Source organism: Variovorax paradoxus NBRC 15149, assembly GCF_001591365.1.
Taxonomy (GTDB): domain Bacteria; phylum Pseudomonadota; class Gammaproteobacteria; order Burkholderiales; family Burkholderiaceae_C; genus Variovorax; species Variovorax paradoxus.
This window is the reverse complement of record NZ_BCUT01000001.1, coordinates 1350657-1363900: the sequence shown is the minus strand read 5'-3', so window position 1 is coordinate 1363900 and position 13244 is coordinate 1350657. Positions and strand designations below refer to the sequence as shown.

13 protein-coding genes are annotated in these 13244 nt (G+C 66.6%); 9 read left to right on the top strand and 4 right to left on the bottom strand.

What is annotated here, in order from left to right:
• Positions 1-122 precede the first annotated feature (122 nt).
• Together purN and VPA02S_RS06485 are read left to right on the top strand one after the other, a co-directional pair.
• A complete protein-coding gene (gene purN / locus VPA02S_RS06490) occupies positions 123-719 on the top strand; it encodes a phosphoribosylglycinamide formyltransferase (protein WP_028256321.1) in 597 nt (198 codons plus the stop codon).
• A 34-nt stretch (positions 720-753) separates the two neighbouring features.
• Entirely contained in the window at positions 754-1074 is a 321-nt protein-coding gene (locus VPA02S_RS06485) for an I78 family peptidase inhibitor (RefSeq protein ID WP_012746425.1), read from the top strand.
• A gap of 40 nt (positions 1075-1114) precedes the next feature.
• Here VPA02S_RS06485 and VPA02S_RS06480 read toward each other — a convergent pair whose 3' ends face one another.
• Entirely contained in the window at positions 1115-1351 is a 237-nt protein-coding gene (locus VPA02S_RS06480; RefSeq protein ID WP_012746426.1) for a DUF1653 domain-containing protein, read from the bottom strand.
• A 44-nt stretch (positions 1352-1395) separates the two neighbouring features.
• Between VPA02S_RS06480 and VPA02S_RS06475 the strand changes: the two genes are divergently transcribed.
• The 3 genes from VPA02S_RS06475 (at position 1396) to VPA02S_RS06465 (ending at position 5897) form a co-directional block, all read left to right on the top strand.
• Positions 1396-3249, top strand: coding sequence for a M48 family metalloprotease (locus tag VPA02S_RS06475; RefSeq protein WP_028256320.1), 1854 nt, complete (start codon positions 1396-1398; stop codon positions 3247-3249).
• Positions 3250-3277: 28 nt separating this feature from the next.
• The gene (locus tag VPA02S_RS06470) at positions 3278-4549 is read left to right on the top strand and encodes an RsmB/NOP family class I SAM-dependent RNA methyltransferase (protein WP_012746428.1); all 1272 of its coding nucleotides are present in this window, start codon (positions 3278-3280) and stop codon (positions 4547-4549) included.
• 133 nt (positions 4550-4682) lie between these two features.
• Positions 4683-5897 carry a DesA family fatty acid desaturase gene (locus VPA02S_RS06465; RefSeq protein ID WP_012746429.1) on the top strand — a complete coding sequence of 405 codons (1215 nt, stop codon included), beginning with the start codon at positions 4683-4685 and terminating at the stop codon, positions 5895-5897.
• Positions 5898-6048: 151 nt separating this feature from the next.
• Here VPA02S_RS06465 and rpmG read toward each other — a convergent pair whose 3' ends face one another.
• From rpmG to trxB, 3 genes are all read right to left on the bottom strand, one after another.
• Positions 6049-6222 (bottom strand): 50S ribosomal protein L33, encoded by a 174-nt coding sequence (rpmG, locus tag VPA02S_RS06460; RefSeq protein WP_007830291.1) that lies wholly within the window; start codon positions 6220-6222, stop codon positions 6049-6051.
• An 11-nt stretch (positions 6223-6233) separates the two neighbouring features.
• Positions 6234-6467, bottom strand: coding sequence for a 50S ribosomal protein L28 (gene rpmB, locus VPA02S_RS06455; RefSeq protein ID WP_007830293.1), 234 nt, complete (start codon positions 6465-6467; stop codon positions 6234-6236).
• A gap of 179 nt (positions 6468-6646) precedes the next feature.
• Positions 6647-7606, bottom strand: a complete 960-nt coding sequence (gene trxB, locus VPA02S_RS06450) for a thioredoxin-disulfide reductase (RefSeq protein WP_012746430.1) — start codon at positions 7604-7606, stop codon at positions 6647-6649.
• Between the two features lie 181 nt (positions 7607-7787).
• On the opposite strand from trxB, the gene VPA02S_RS06445 reads away from it, so the two are divergent.
• The 4 genes from VPA02S_RS06445 to VPA02S_RS06430 all read left to right on the top strand — a co-directional run bounded on the left by VPA02S_RS06445 (position 7788) and on the right by VPA02S_RS06430 (position 13056).
• Entirely contained in the window at positions 7788-8462 is a 675-nt protein-coding gene (locus VPA02S_RS06445; RefSeq protein ID WP_018903175.1) for a Crp/Fnr family transcriptional regulator, read from the top strand.
• Positions 8463-8556: 94 nt separating this feature from the next.
• Positions 8557-10956: a DNA translocase FtsK gene (locus VPA02S_RS06440; protein ID WP_026283832.1), complete on the top strand. Its 2400-nt coding sequence runs from the start codon at positions 8557-8559 to the stop codon at positions 10954-10956.
• Positions 10957-11110: 154 nt separating this feature from the next.
• Entirely contained in the window at positions 11111-11743 is a 633-nt protein-coding gene (gene lolA, locus VPA02S_RS06435; protein WP_062362977.1) for an outer membrane lipoprotein periplasmic chaperone LolA, read from the top strand.
• A 20-nt stretch (positions 11744-11763) separates the two neighbouring features.
• Positions 11764-13056, top strand: coding sequence for a replication-associated recombination protein A (locus VPA02S_RS06430; protein ID WP_062362975.1), 1293 nt, complete (start codon positions 11764-11766; stop codon positions 13054-13056).
• The last annotated feature ends 188 nt before the right edge of the window (positions 13057-13244 follow it).

The window sequence follows — 13244 nt, the reverse complement described above, 5'->3', positions numbered from 1 at the left end:
GTCCGCCGCCGTCGCGGCTGCGGCGGCATGTCTCCGGAGCTTCGAGTTTTAGCACGGTCGTGCTGTGAATCGGTGTCCGCGCGGCGACAACGCGGGCGGAGCACAGATAATCCCGGCCTCCCATGAAGAACATCGTGATCCTGATTTCCGGCGGCGGCTCCAACATGGCGGCCATCGTGCGCGCCGCCGAGCGCGACCGCTGGCCCGAGCGCTTCGGCGCGCGCATTGCCGCGGTCGTCAGCAACAAGGCCGACGCAGGGGGGCTTGCCGTCGCCAGGGCCCACGGCATCGCAACCGCCGTGGTCCCGCACAAGGACTTCGCGACGCGCGAGGCCTTCGACGAGGCGCTGGCGAAGGCGGTCGACGCGCATTCGCCGGCGCTGGTGGTGCTGGCGGGCTTCATGCGCATCCTGACGCCGGGCTTCGTCGGGCGCTACGCCGGCCGCCTGATCAACATCCATCCCTCCTTGCTGCCGGCCTTTGCGGGGCTGAACACGCACCAGCGGGCCATCGATGCCGGCTGCAAGGTGGCGGGCGTCACGGTGCACCAGGTCACGACCGAACTCGACCACGGTCCGATCCTGGATCAGGCGGTGGTGCCGGTGCTGCCGGACGACACGGCCGCCACGCTGGCCGGCCGGGTGCTCGCGCAGGAGCATCAGTTGTATCCACGCGCCATTGCCGCGTGGCTTGCAGATACATCAAGTCACACGTCTTAAATTTGTTTATATTCGCGGGTTTTCGGGAGCACGAATGAAAACCCAATCGCTACTGTCCGCGGTCGCCGGCGCTGTCCTGTTGTCGGCCTGCGCCGCGCCAGCCCCCGCACCAACCCCTGCATCCGCATCCGCTGCACCGCCCGAGCCGGTGTTCCAGTGCAATGCGGACGGCGCGCGCTTCGCCGTCGGCCAGCCGCTGTCGCCCCAGCTCGAGGCCGCCGCCCGCGTACGCGCCGGTGCGGGCACGGTGCGTGCGCTGAAGCCCGGCGAGGCAGTGACGATGGAACTCAACGGCGGGCGCCTGAACCTCGACGTGGATGCACGCGGCCGCGTGACGGACGTCCGCTGCGGCTGAGGCGCACTGGGGCCGGCGCTGTCGTCGAATACCTGGTGTTCTAGATCGGCGCGAAGCGCGGTTGGATGACGCCGTCGATCTCCACCGTGCCCTCGAACATCGCAGCCGGGCGGACCCACAGCCCTTTCGCACCATAGAGCGCGCGGTACAGCGTCATCGGCTCCAGCGTTTCGCTGTGGCGCACGGTGCCCAGCACCTCGTATTCGCCGCCCTTGTAGTGCCGATAGCGGCCGGGGGGCGTCTCGATCAGGGGTGGCAGGTCGTTGTCGTCGTTCATGTTCTTGCTGGCCTTTCAATGGGAGGCTGGTGGAGGAAAGTCGGATGGATCGCGCTGATTTTGTTCACCTCGTCAGGCTGAGCGAGCATGCCAGCGCGGACGACAGCGCGCGCTACCGGCGCGGCGTCGCGGCTTTTGCGGCGCTCGGCTATCTCTGGGTGCTGGCTTGCCTTGCGCTTTCGGTCGGCATCATCGCCTGGGTCGCGCTGGCGGCCGGACGCGGGCGTTTCAGCTTCACGCGCGGCTGGCTGCTGCTGTTCGCCCTGGGCCTGCTCTGGGCCACGCTGCGCGCGCTCTGGGTCCGGTTCGACGAGCCTGAAGGGCGCGAGCTTTCGCGCGCCGATGCGCCCGCGCTGTTCGAGGCGCTCGAGCGCATCCGCAAGAAGATCAAGGGGCCGCCGGTCCACCGCGTCTATCTCGACGACGAGTTCAATGCCAGCATCCGGCAGGTACCGCGCTTCGGGCTGTTCGGCGGGGCGGTCAACTCCCTGAGCATCGGGCTGCCGCTGCTCATGATGCTGGACCGGCGGCGGCTGCTGTCGGTGCTCGCCCATGAATACGGGCACCTGCGCGGCAACCACGGCAAGCTCAGTGCCTGGATCTACCGCACGCGGCTTTCATGGCTGAAGCTGGACGCCAGCCTGCAGCGCGACGAAGGCGTGATGGCGCTGGTGTCGCAAGCCTTCTTCCGCTGGTACTTTCCGCGTTTCGCGGCCCGCACCTTCGCGCTTGCGCGGCAGGACGAATACGAAGCCGACCGCATCTCCGGCCGGCTGCTGGGCACGCCCGTGGCCGCGGCCGCCTTGACCGAGATCGCCATCAAGGCCCGCTGGTATGCCGACGAGTTCTGGGCCTCGCACTGGGCGCGCGCCGAACGCGAGCCGCAGCCGCCCGGTCCCTTCGAGGCCCTGAGCCAGCGCGCCGCCACGCCGCCGGACGCCGAATTCGCGCGCCAGGCCCTGCGCGAAGCCATGCGACGCGTGAGCGACCTGGAAGACACCCATCCCGTGCTGCGCGACCGGCTCGAGGCGCTCGGCCAGAAGGCCGTGGTGCCGCCCTGGTCGGTCGAACCCGCGCTGGGCATGCTGGCCGACAGCGCCAAGTGGATCGCGCATTTCGACAACCAGTGGCGCCGCGCCCATGCCGGCGACTGGAAGCAGCACCACGCGCATCGCTCGCGCATCCGCGAGCGCGTCGAGCTGCTCGCGGCGCGGGGCGAGCGCAACACGCCCGACGAGCTGGTGGAGTGGGCGGATGCCGAACGCCGGCTCGATCCGGCCGCCCCGGTGCGTGTCCGCTATGAGCGCGCACTCCAGATCGCGCCCGAGCACGCCGGCGCGCTGCGCGGACTGGCCCAGATGCTGCCCCTGCGCGACCGCGCGGCGCGCCTGGCGGTGCTCGAGCGCCTGTACGGCTCCAGCGCGGCGAGCCGCTGGTGGGCCGCGAAAAGTGCCGTGGCCGCGCTCGAGGACCCCGATGCGGGCGCGCACGACGAGGACGCGCTCAAGCTGTGGCGCGGCCGCCTCAAGGAGGCCGAGGAAGCCGAAGCCCGCGCCTGGGAAGAGATCACCGAGACGCCTTTCTTCAGCCAGATCGCCCGGCACGACCTGGGCGACCACGAACTGGGCGAGCTGCGGGCCGACCTCGCGCGCTGCCTGCCCGTTTCGCGGGCCTGGCTGGTGCGCAAGATCCTGCGCGAATTCCCGTGGCGCCGGGCCTACGTCGTGTTCGTCGAGTTGCCGGGGCTGGACGACGACGACCGCTGGCAGCTCTGCCGCCAGCTCGAACACACGCTGAGCCTGCCGGGCGCGGCGCTGGTGCTCTGGGCCGGCCATTCGCCGACGCTGGAGGAGATCGAGCGGCAGGCTTTCGGGGCGATCTGGACGCGCACCGCGTAGCGGGCCGCCCGGCTGAGACAATCGGGGCATGCACCCCAAAGCCCTGTTGGAGGCCACCGCCGATCTGGTCGGCCTTGTCCTGAAATTCGATCACCCGGCCGACCAGGTCGTTTCGCGCTTTTTCCGCGACCACCGCGAGTTCGGCCCGCGCGAGCGCGCCACGCTTGCCGAAACCGTCTACACCGTGCTGCGCAAGAAGCTGCTGTTCGACCACCTCTCGCCCTCGGGCAGCGGCTCGAAGGAGCGCCGCATGGCGATCCTGGGCTTTCACGGCCCGCGCGACTTCCTCAAGAGCGCCCTCAACGACACCGAAAAGCGCTGGCTCGACAACTGCGACGCCGTCAAGCCGGACGATCTGCTCGAACGCCATCGCCACAACCTGCCCGAATGGCTGGTGGGGCCGCTCAAGGCCCAGCTGGGCGACGGTTTCTGGGCGCTGGTCGAAAGCCTGCAGCAGCCCGCGCCGCTCGATCTCCGCGTCAATGCGCTGACCGACAAGCGCGCCGAAGTCAAGGCGGAGCTTGCGAAAGCTGCTATCAAATCGGAAGCAACGCCGTTCTCGCCCTGGGGCCTGCGGATCGACGGCAAGCCCGCGCTGACCAAACTGGACGCCTTCGCCCGCGGCGCCGTCGAGGTGCAGGACGAGGGTTCCCAACTGCTCGCGCTGCTGCTGGATGCCAAGCGGGGCGAGATGGTGGTCGATTTTTGCGCCGGTGCCGGCGGCAAGACGCTGGCCATCGGCGCGACCATGCGCAACACCGGCCGGCTCTACGCCTTCGACACCTCGGCCCACCGGCTCGACGCGCTCAAGCCGCGGCTCGCGCGCAGCAAGCTGTCGAACGTGCATCCGGCCGCCATCGCGCACGAGCGGGACGACCGCATCAAGCGCTTGGCCGGCAAGATCGACCGCGTGCTGGTGGACGCACCCTGCTCGGGCCTGGGCACGCTGCGCCGCAATCCGGACCTGAAATGGCGCCAGTCGCCCCAATCGGTCGAGGAACTGACGGTCAAGCAGGCCGCCATCCTGCAAAGCGCGGCGCGCCTGCTGAAATCGGGCGGACGGCTGGTCTATGCCACCTGCAGCGTGCTGCCCGAGGAAAACGAGGCCATTGCCGAGGCTTTCAGCGCCGCCAACCCCGATTTCGTGCCCCAGGACGCCGCGGAACTGCTGCAGGGGCTCAAGGTGGAGGGTTTCGAGGCGCTCTGCGCAGGCGGAGCGGACGGGCGGCGCTATCTGCGGCTGTGGCCGCACCGCCACGCCACGGACGGTTTCTTTGCCGCGGTGTGGAACCGCAAATAGGCACGGCACTCCAAATTAGGGTAAATCTGCGCCTTCAAGGAAGGGCAAAGGGCCTCATTTTGGCCCTGCCGCCTTAAAATCGCGGGTTAACTGAAAGGCTGCACCTTCGTGTGGCCATGGAGCACTTAATTCAATGTTGATTCCTGACTCTGCCGTTTTGAGCGCGGCCATCGACTGGCTCGGACACGGCTTGTGGGACCTCACATGGTGGCAAGTCGTGCTGTACACGCTCGTCACCACGCACATCACGATCGCTGCGGTCACGATCTTCCTGCACCGCACGCAGACGCACCGGGCCATGGATCTGGGCCCGATCCCCTCGCATTTCTTCCGCTTCTGGCTGTGGCTCGGCACCGGCATGGTGACCAAGGAATGGGTGGCCATCCACCGCAAGCACCACGCCAAGTGCGAAACCGAAGAAGACCCGCACAGCCCGCAGGTCAAGGGCATCGACGAAGTCCTGTGGCGCGGCGCCGAGCTGTATCGCGCCGAGTCGAAGAACAAGGAAACGATGGAGCGCTACGGCCACGGCACGCCCGACGACTGGCTCGAGCGCAACCTGTACACCCGCTACAGCTGGCAGGGCGTGGGCCTCATGCTGGTCATCAACCTGGCGCTGTTCGGCGCGCTCGGCCTCACGGTCTGGGCCGTGCAGATGCTGTGGATCCCGATCACCGCGGCCGGCATCATCAACGGCATCGGCCACTACTGGGGCTACCGCAACTTCGAGGCGCCGGACGCCAGCCGCAATGTCTCGCCCTGGGGCCTGATCATCGGTGGCGAAGAGCTGCACAACAACCACCACACGTATCCCACCTCGGCCAAGTTCTCGGTCAAGAAGTACGAATTCGACATCGGCTGGGTCTACATCCAGATGATGCAGAAGATCGGCTGGGCCAAGGTCAAGAAGGTGCCGCCGAAGATGCTGATGGGCGACATCCAGCCCGTGGCCAACGAGAAGACGCTCGAGGCCGTCATTGCCAACCGCTATGAAGTCATGGCCGGCTATGCCCGCGAGATGCGCCGCGTCACCAAGGCCGAACTGGCTGCGCTCAAGACCAAGGGCGGCGACATTTCGGTGCTCAAGGCGGCCAAGAACTGGCTGCATCGCGACGACGACAAGGTGCCCGCATCGGCCCGCTCGCACCTCGTGCAGGCGCGCGCTGCCCACCCGGTGATCGACAAGATGGTCACCATGCGCGAAGAGCTGCGCCAGCTCTGGCTCAACACCTCGCAGTCGCGCGAGCAGCTGGCGGCCGACCTGGCGGCCTGGTGCCACCGCGCGGAGGCCAGCGGCATCGCCGGCCTGCGCGAGTTCTCGACCCGCTTGCGCGCTGCACGCGCCTGATCAGGCGGGCGTTCGCGCCCATCAAGAAGCCGGCCCATGGGCCGGCTTTTTTGTTTGTGCCTGCCGCACCCCGCGCTGCGCGTGATTCGACAGGCAACAAAAAACCCGCTGGGTGAGCAGCGGGTTTTTCGTGGGGGAAACCGGGGCCGAATTACTTCAGCTTGATTTCCTTGTATTCGACGTGCTTGCGTGCCTTGGGGTCGAACTTCATGATCGACATCTTTTCAGGCATCGTCTTCTTGTTCTTGCTGGTCGTGTAGAAGTGGCCGGTACCCGCGGTGGATTCCAGCTTGATCTTTTCGCGTCCGCCTTTGCTCGTTGCCATGATTCAGCTCCTTAAGCTTGGCCGCGTGCACGCAGGTCTGCGAGCACGGCGTCGATGCCGTTCTTGTCGATCAGGCGCAGTGCGGCGCTCGAAACACGCAGGCGAACCCAGCGGTTTTCAGTCTCGACCCAGAAACGGCGGTATTGCAGGTTCGGCAGGAACCGGCGCTTGGTTTTGTTGTTGGCGTGGGAAACGTTGTTTCCGACCATCGGGCCTTTGCCCGTTACGTCGCATACGCGTGCCATGAGGACACTCTTTCTTGAACAGCTGGCACCGGCGCAATCGTGGCGATTGCAGGTGTTTTGCAGCTTGACCTCGCCAGAAAACGGGTGGCGGTACCCCGGCTTTGCCTGGATTCTCGGCCCCGGTTGAAAGGGGCTATTTCGGCAAAGCCTTGGATTATAGCCCTTTTGGGGCTGCCCGCTTAAAGCGTGCCGTCCTGCTCGAGGAAGCGCTGGGCGTCCAGCGCGGCCATGCAGCCGGTGCCGGCGCTCGTGATGGCTTGGCGGTACACGTTGTCCTGCACGTCGCCGGCGGCAAAGACGCCCGGAATGCTGGTCATCGTGGCAAAGCCCTGCAGGCCCGAGCGGGTCAGGATGTAGTTGTCCTTCATTTCCAGCTGGCCCTGGAAGATGTCGGTGTTGGGGTGGTGGCCGATCGCGATGAAGCAGCCCTTGAGGTCGATCTGCTCGGTGGCGCCGCTTTGCGTGTTCTTGATGCGGATGCCCGTCACGCCCGTGTCGTCGCCCAGCACCTGGTCGAGTTCGTTGTGCAGCTTCAGGACGATCTTGCCTTCGGCGACCTTCTCCATGAGCTTGTCGATCAGGATGGGCTCGGCGCGGAACTTGTCGCGGCGGTGCACCAGCGTGACCTTGTTCGCGATGTTGGCCAGGTACAGGGCTTCCTCGACGGCGGTGTTGCCGCCGCCGATCACGCACACTTCCTGCTCGCGGTAGAAGAAGCCGTCACAGGTGGCGCAGGCCGAGACGCCGCGGCCCATGAATTTCTGTTCCGAGTCGATCCCCAGGTACTTGGCGGAAGCACCCGTGGCAATGATCAGCGAATCGCAGGTGTAGGTGCCACTGTCGCCGGTCAGCGTGAACGGGCGCTTGCCGAGGTCGACCTTGTTGATGTGGTCGAAGACGATCTGCGTCTTGAAGCGCTCTGCGTGCTCGAGAAAACGCTGCATGAGCTCGGGGCCCTGCACGCCATGCACGTCCGCGGGCCAGTTGTCGACCTCGGTGGTCGTCATCAATTGGCCGCCCTGGGCAATGCCCGTGATGAGCAGCGGCTGGAGGTTTGCGCGGGCTGCGTAGACGGCGGCGGTGTAGCCGGCCGGGCCGGAGCCCAGAATCAAGACCTTGGCGTGTTGGGGAGCGGACATGAGTGGAAAACCTAGGATTTGCGCTGCTTCAGCGTGTACATTTTCAGGGTGGTAGCGATATATGTGGAGTATCACCGCTCGGTTCAACACCGGGTGCACGGTGTTTTCAATGCGCGCGATTGTAGTAATCCATCGGGCCCACGATGGACGAGCTTGCGCACGCCGTATCAGGGATTGATAAATGTCGATGCTGTCCAATCTTGAGTTGCTGCGGCGCGTTCCGCTGTTTGCCTCGCTCACGTCCTCGCAGTCTGCAAGCATTGCGGATGCGATCATCAAGAAGCGCTTCAAGCGGGCCGAAGTCGTTGTCGAGCAGGGCAAGAAATCGGACGCGCTCTACATCATCCTGACCGGACGCGCGCGCGTGACGAGCGCCGACAACCGCGGGCGCGAGGTGATCCTTGCCACCTTGCATCCCGGCGACTACATCGGCGAGATGAGCCTGATCGACGACGAGCCCCATTCGGCCACGGTGCGCACCGAGATCCAGTGCGACGTACTCATGCTGGACCGGGACGCCTTCGCACGCTGCCTGCCCGAGAACTCCTCGATGGCCTACAACATCATGCGCGGCCTGGTGCAGCGCCTGCGCCATGCCGACCGCAAGATCGAGTCGCTTGCGCTGATGGACGTCTATGGGCGCGTGGCGCGCTCGCTGCTCGAGTTCGCGATCGACGATGGGGCAGGCAACCTGAAGGTGCGCGACAAGATCTCGCGCCAGGATCTCGCGAAAATGGTGGGCGCCTCGCGCGAAATGGTGAGCCGCGTGATGAAGGATCTCGAGGAGCGCGGATTTGTCCAGACCCAGGACGACGGCTCCATGATCGTCAAGGACCGGCTCTTGTCCCTGGCTTGAGCCGCCGGGTCCGGCGCTTCAGGCGGCCGCACCCTTTTGTTGTAGTGTTCAGGCATCCAGCCGCCGTTTCGAAGGATTGGGTGCCGCGTTTTTCATGACCTATTCGCTCAATACACTTCAATCTTCTTCTGCCGCCGAGGGGCAGCCGGTGCGCCTGCGCGCCATGCGCTTCGCCCACGAGATCACGCTGGTGGCGGGCTTTGCGGGGCTCTTGTTCTGGCTGCTGGCCATGCTGAGCTTCACGCCCTCCGATGCGGCCTGGTCGACCTCCGGCACCGGCGGCGAGATCAAGAACTGGGGCGGCCGCATCGGCGCCTGGCTGGCCGACGGCAGCTATTTCCTGGCCGGCTATTCGGTCTGGTGGTGCCTCGCGGCGGGCCTGCGGGCATGGCTTTCGTCGCTGGCCAACTGGCTGCGCGGCGGCGAGGCCGCGCCGGCCGAGCAGCCGGTGCGCGGGCGCTTCAACCGCAGCCGCCTGGCGTTCTGGTTCGGCCTGGTGCTGCTGCTGTGCGCGAGCGTGGTGCTCGAATGGTCGCGCCTGTACCGGCTCGAGTCCCACCTGCCGGGTTCGGGCGGCGGTGTGCTGGGCTACCTGGTGGGGCCCGCAAGCGTGCGCTGGATGGGCTTTACCGGATCGGCGCTGGTGGCCATCGCTGCCGGCGTGATCGGCTCGGCGCTGGTGTTTCGTTTCTCATGGAGCCAGATCGCCGAGCGCATCGGCGCGCGGGCCTATTCGCTGTTCGAGTCGCGCCGCGAAAAGCGCGAGATGGCGGCCGACATCGCCATGGGCAAGCAGGCCGCCCGCGAGCGTGCCGAGGCCGAAGACCTGCCGTTCTCGCGTGCAGCGGACGGTGGCGAGCCGGCGGATTTCGACGGCGACGAAGAACTGCGCATCGAGCCGCGCCCGAAGCGCCGCGCGGCGTCGCCGCCGGTGCAGATCGAGCCCGCGATGACCGAGGTGCCCAGGAGCGACCGCGTCGTCAAGGAGCGCCAGAAGCCGCTCTTCAAGGAACTGCCCGACAGCAAGCTGCCGCAGGTCGACCTGCTCGACGCGGCGCAGGCGCGCCAGGAAACGGTCTCGGCCGACACGCTCGAGATGACCTCGCGCATGATCGAGAAGAAGCTCAAGGACTTCGGCGTCGAAGTGCATGTGGTGCTGGCTTCGCCGGGCCCGGTGATCACGCGCTACGAGATCGAGCCGGCCACCGGCGTCAAGGGCTCGCAGATCGTCGGCCTGGCCAAGGACCTGGCGCGTTCGCTCTCGCTGGTGTCGATCCGCGTGGTCGAAACCATCCCGGGCAAGAACTACATGGCGCTCGAGCTGCCGAACGCCAAGCGCCAGTCGATCAAGCTCAGCGAGATCCTCGGCTCGCAGGTCTACAACGAAGGCAAGTCCTTCCTGACGATGGGCCTGGGCAAGGACATCATCGGCAACCCCGTGGTGGCCGACCTGGCAAAGATGCCGCACGTGCTGGTGGCCGGTACCACCGGTTCGGGCAAGTCGGTGGGCATCAACGCGATGATCCTCTCGCTGCTCTACAAGGCCGAGGCACGCGACGTCCGCCTGCTCATGATCGACCCGAAGATGCTCGAAATGTCGGTCTACGAAGGCATTCCGCACCTGCTGGCGCCCGTGGTCACCGACATGCGGCAGGCCGCGCACGGCCTGAACTGGTGCGTGGCCGAGATGGAGCGCCGCTACAAGCTCATGAGCAAGCTCGGCGTGCGCAACCTGGCCGGCTACAACACCAAGATCGACGAAGCCAAGGCGCGCGAGGAGTTCATCTACAACCCCTTCAGCCTCACGCCCGACGATCCCGAGCCGCTCAAGCGCGAGCCGCACATCGTGGTGGTGATCGACGAACTCGCCGACCTGATGATGGTGGTGGGCAAGAAGATCGAAGAGCTCATCGCCCGCCTTGCGCAGAAGGCGCGCGCCGCCGGCATCCACCTGATCCTGGCCACGCAGCGGCCCAGCGTCGACGTGATCACCGGCCTCATCAAGGCCAACATTCCCACGCGCATCGCGTTCCAGGTGTCGAGCAAGATCGACAGCCGCACCATCCTCGACCAGATGGGCGCCGAGGCGCTGCTGGGCATGGGCGACATGCTCTACATGCCGAGCGGCACGGGCCTTCCGATCCGCGTGCACGGCGCGTTCGTGAGCGACGAGGAAGTGCACCGCGTGGTGGCCTACCTCAAGAGCCAGGGCGAGCCCGACTACATCGAAGGCGTGCTCGAAGGCGGCACGGTCGACGGTGACGGCGACATGCTGGGCGAGGGCGGCGACGCCGAGAAGGACCCGATGTACGACCAGGCGGTCGAAGTGGTGCTGAAGAACCGCAAGGCCAGCATCTCGCTGGTGCAGCGCCACCTGAAGATCGGCTACAACCGCGCGGCGCGGCTGGTGGAAGACATGGAGAAGGCGGGCCTGGTCAGCGCCATGAGCGGCAGCGGCCAGCGCGAGATCCTGGTGCCGGCGCGCGCCGAATAGCCGGCCCATGCCTGCGCACCTGGGCGTTACCCACTGACAGCCACGTTGCAAAAGCTGCAATAACGTTGCAAAACTTCATGAAGCCCCGCACATGGCGCAACGCGCAGCGGGGTATGGTCCTGTCAACGCCATCGCTTTTTCCGAGGAACCCCAATTGAAAATTCGCCATTGGCTGTTGATCGGCCTCCTGTGTTCCGCCAACGCCTGGGCCGGCGGCCTTGAAAGCCTCGAGGCCTTCGTGAAGACGGTCAAGTCGGGCCGCGCCGAGTTCACCCAGACCGTGACGGCGCCGCCGCGCGAAGGCCAGCCTGGCCGCACCAAGACCTCCACCGGCACCTTCGAATTCCAGCGGCCCGGCAAGTTCAAGTTCGACTACCAGAAGCCCTTCGCCCAGAGCATCGTGGCCGACGGCAAGACGCTGTGGCTCTACGACGCCGACCTGAACCAGGTCACGCAGCGCGCCCAGTCGCAGGCGCTGGGCTCGACGCCCGCCGCGCTGATTGCCGCGGCACCCGACCTGCGCGCGCTGCAGGCCGACTTCACGCTCGAGGCCGCGCCCGAGCGCGACGGCCTGCAGTGGGTCAAGGCCACGCCCAAGAACAAGGACGGCCAGCTGCAGAATGTGCAGGTCGGCTTCCAGGGCGACGCGCTGGCGGCGCTCGAAATCCTTGACAGCTTCGGGCAGCGCTCGGTGCTCAAGTTCAGCAAGGTGGAGGTGAATCCGGCACTGCCTGCCAGCGTGTTCGAGTTCAAGGCGCCCGCCGGCGCGGACGTCATCAAGCAATAGCCACCGGACGCACCGCAGGTTTGGCCACCAGTTCGCATCAACCCCTTGCCGAGCGCCTGCGTCCGAAGACGCTGGGCGAGGTCATCGGCCAGCAGCACCTGCTGGGGCCGGGCATGCCGCTGCGCATTGCCTTCGAATCGGGCCAGCCGCATTCGTGCATCCTCTGGGGGCCGCCCGGCACCGGCAAGACGACCATCGCGCGGCTGATGGCCGATGCCTTCGATGCGCAGTTCCTCAGCATCAGCGCGGTGCTCGGCGGCGTGAAGGACATCCGCGATGCGGTCGAACGCGCCACGGCGGCGCGCGACGGCCTGGAGCAGCGGCGCACGATCGTCTTCGTCGACGAGGTGCACCGCTTCAACAAGAGCCAGCAGGACGCGTTCCTGCCGCATGTGGAATCGGGACTCTTCACCTTCATTGGCGCCACCACCGAGAACCCCTCGTTCGAGGTCAACTCGGCCTTGCTTTCGCGTGCGGCCGTGTACGTGCTGCAACCGCTCACCGAGGCCGACCTCAAGCAGATCGTGGCCAAGGCGCAGGCCATCCAGGCAGTGCCGGGCATCGAGGACACGGCCATCGACCGGCTCGTCGCCTATGCCGACGGCGATGCGCGGCGCCTGCTCAACACGCTCGAGACGCTGGCCGTCGCGGCCCGCGCCGAGAAGCTCGGCCACATCACCGACGAATGGCTGCTGCGCGTGCTCGGCGAACGCATGCGGCGCTACGACAAGGGCGGCGAGCAGTTCTACGACACCATCAGCGCGCTGCACAAGTCGGTGCGCGGCAGCGACCCCGACGCCGCGCTCTACTGGTTCGTGCGCATGCTCGACGGCGGCGCCGATCCGCGCTACATGGCGCGCCGGCTGGTGCGCATGGCCAGCGAGGACATCGGCCTGGCCGACCCGCGCGCGCTGCGGCTCGCGCTCGACGCCGCCGAGGTGTATGAGCGCCTGGGCACGCCCGAAGGCGAACTCGCGCTGGCCGAGTGCGTGGTCTACCTGGCGATGGCGCCCAAGTCGAATGCGGTCTACACCGCCTACAACGCCGTGCGCGCGCTCATCAAGAAGGACAGCACCCGCCCGGTGCCGATGCACCTGCGCAACGCGCCCACCAAGCTCATGAAGGACCTCGACTACGGCAAGGGGTACCGCTACGCGCACGACGAGGAGGGCGGCTTTGCCGCGGGCGAGCGCTACCTGCCCGATGGCCTCGAGGGCCAGGTTTTCTACCAGCCCGTCGAGCGCGGGCTTGAAATCCGCATCGCGGAGAAGCTGCGTGAACTGCGCCGCCTGAACGGCCAGCGCGAGGAGTGATACGCCTTTTCACCATGCGCGTACGCCATGCATGACTTCACTCGCATACAGCATGGCATGAGCGGGTAAACCCCGGGCAAGGCGCACCAAATCGGCGCTGGTGGGTGCTTACAATCCCGCCCACAAATCAGCCAGCGGCACATGTTGGCTGGTTTTTTGCTTATCAAGCCAAGGTGCCAAACCGGTGC

Bases quoted from the DNA above. Each gene is read 5' to 3' on its own strand.
- purN (WP_028256321.1), top strand. From the start codon at position 123: ATGAAGAACATCGTGATCCTGATTTCCGGCGGCGGCTCCAACATGGCG.
- VPA02S_RS06485 (WP_012746425.1), top strand. From the start codon at position 754: ATGAAAACCCAATCGCTACTGTCCGCGGTCGCCGGCGCTGTCCTGTTG.
- VPA02S_RS06480 (WP_012746426.1), bottom strand. From the start codon at position 1,351: ATGAACGACGACAACGACCTGCCACCCCTGATCGAGACGCCCCCCGGC.
- VPA02S_RS06475 (WP_028256320.1), top strand. From the start codon at position 1,396: ATGGATCGCGCTGATTTTGTTCACCTCGTCAGGCTGAGCGAGCATGCC.
- VPA02S_RS06470 (WP_012746428.1), top strand. From the start codon at position 3,278: ATGCACCCCAAAGCCCTGTTGGAGGCCACCGCCGATCTGGTCGGCCTT.
- VPA02S_RS06465 (WP_012746429.1), top strand. From the start codon at position 4,683: ATGTTGATTCCTGACTCTGCCGTTTTGAGCGCGGCCATCGACTGGCTC.
- rpmG (WP_007830291.1), bottom strand. From the start codon at position 6,222: ATGGCAACGAGCAAAGGCGGACGCGAAAAGATCAAGCTGGAATCCACC.
- rpmB (WP_007830293.1), bottom strand. From the start codon at position 6,467: ATGGCACGCGTATGCGACGTAACGGGCAAAGGCCCGATGGTCGGAAAC.
- trxB (WP_012746430.1), bottom strand. From the start codon at position 7,606: ATGTCCGCTCCCCAACACGCCAAGGTCTTGATTCTGGGCTCCGGCCCG.
- VPA02S_RS06445 (WP_018903175.1), top strand. From the start codon at position 7,788: ATGTCGATGCTGTCCAATCTTGAGTTGCTGCGGCGCGTTCCGCTGTTT.
- VPA02S_RS06440 (WP_026283832.1), top strand. From the start codon at position 8,557: ATGACCTATTCGCTCAATACACTTCAATCTTCTTCTGCCGCCGAGGGG.